This is a genomic window from Microvirga sp. GN3, assembly GCF_055792825.1.
In genome coordinates this window covers 1-1,366 of record NZ_JBVVAK010000372.1, presented here as the reverse complement: position 1 = coordinate 1,366, position 1,366 = coordinate 1, and the positions used below count along the sequence as shown (strand labels likewise).

1 pseudogene is annotated in these 1,366 nt (G+C 64.7%); it reads right to left on the bottom strand.

The annotated features are described in order from the left end of the window. Positions 1–236: 236 nt before the first annotated feature. Positions 237–527: pseudogene (locus ACS5Q1_RS47920) on the bottom strand (spermidine synthase); the annotation flags it as partial. Positions 528–1,366: the final 839 nt, after the last annotated feature.

The window sequence follows — 1,366 nt, the reverse complement described above, 5'->3', positions numbered from 1 at the left end:
CCGCCACAGGTGGCCGGCCAGGTGACGGTAGCGGGGCTCGCCCAGACCGATCCGACCGCCGCTTTCGAATGCTCATCGCAACCTCCTCCTTCAGGGTGTTGCGACGACCATTTGAATCCGCCCAGTTTGACGGCATCGCGGGGCGGCGCAAGCAGCCAGCGCGTGATGGCCAGCAGCCCGCCGGGGGCGAGATGCCCATAATAAGCCTGAAGTGCTTCCACCGTGTAGAGTGGACTTTCCCCAAGCGCCTGAACACCGGCCGCTGCCGCCGTGAAGGAGTCAAGGAGCGCCAGCTGGATCAAATCCCAACGCTGCCTACTCGCCTCGACAAAGCTGCGGGCTTCGGCGATATGCACTGTGACACCTTCGCGCTGATAGAGCCCGCCGGCCAAAGCCGAGAATGGCCCCCGCACCAAGTCGATCAGGTCGGGGTTGAGCTCAACGGCATCGATGTGCGTTGCGTCATGGTACAGGGCGCTGAGCACGTCGGCGCCTCCTCCCGCCCCGAGGATGAGCGTGCGTGGCATCTTGAGGAGGTGGTACGGCAGTGCTGTGATCTGCTGATCGAGATAGTCGAGCGCACTCTTGTCGCCCGTCAATCGGGTGATGACGGTCAGCGCTTCGGCATCCGTGAAGACACCCAGCTGCGGTGGCGGCTCCGACGTGGCGCCGAGGCTGAGCCCGGGAGCGTAACGGAACGAAACAACCGGGCTTTCGACCACCGTCAGCAGCCCCAGCGGACTAGACCGCTGCGCCAGGACATGGGCATCGGGGGCGGTCAAGGCTACGCTCAGGCCCTTGTACGGTGAGGGCTGGAGCTGCAGCCATGACGGCGGCCAGGCAGCCGACGAGATTACCGCAAGGGCAGCCAACGCAGCAGCCGAACGGCGAGCGCCCCTGTCCCATGCGATCAATGCCGCCGCAACGAAGCCCAGCCCGCCAATGATCCGCAAGCAATCCTGCGGTGGAAGCACGTACAGCAGAGCGACAATCAGCAGCGCACCGGCACCGGCGCCGAGCAGATCCGCGCGATAGATCGCGGCGATCCGTTCGCTGCCCTGGGTGAACGCCAGCCCGATCGCGGCACCAGAGGCAAAAAAGGGCAGGGTCAGCAACAGGCAAATCCGCGCCAGATGAAGCTGCTGGTGAACATCCCAAATCACCTCGAGTGGATTGAACGGCACCCGCTGTGCGAGCGCAAAGCCCCCGACAGTGGAGACCGCGAACAACACGGCGCAGCCAGTGAAGCCGGGGCCAAAGGATGATGAGATGCGTGCTCCTCGTGCGAAGGCCAGGGCCGTGCCGCTGGCGCCAATCCCGAGCAGCGCCACGCTGATGATCATGTAGGCAAAATGGTGCCAGAGCA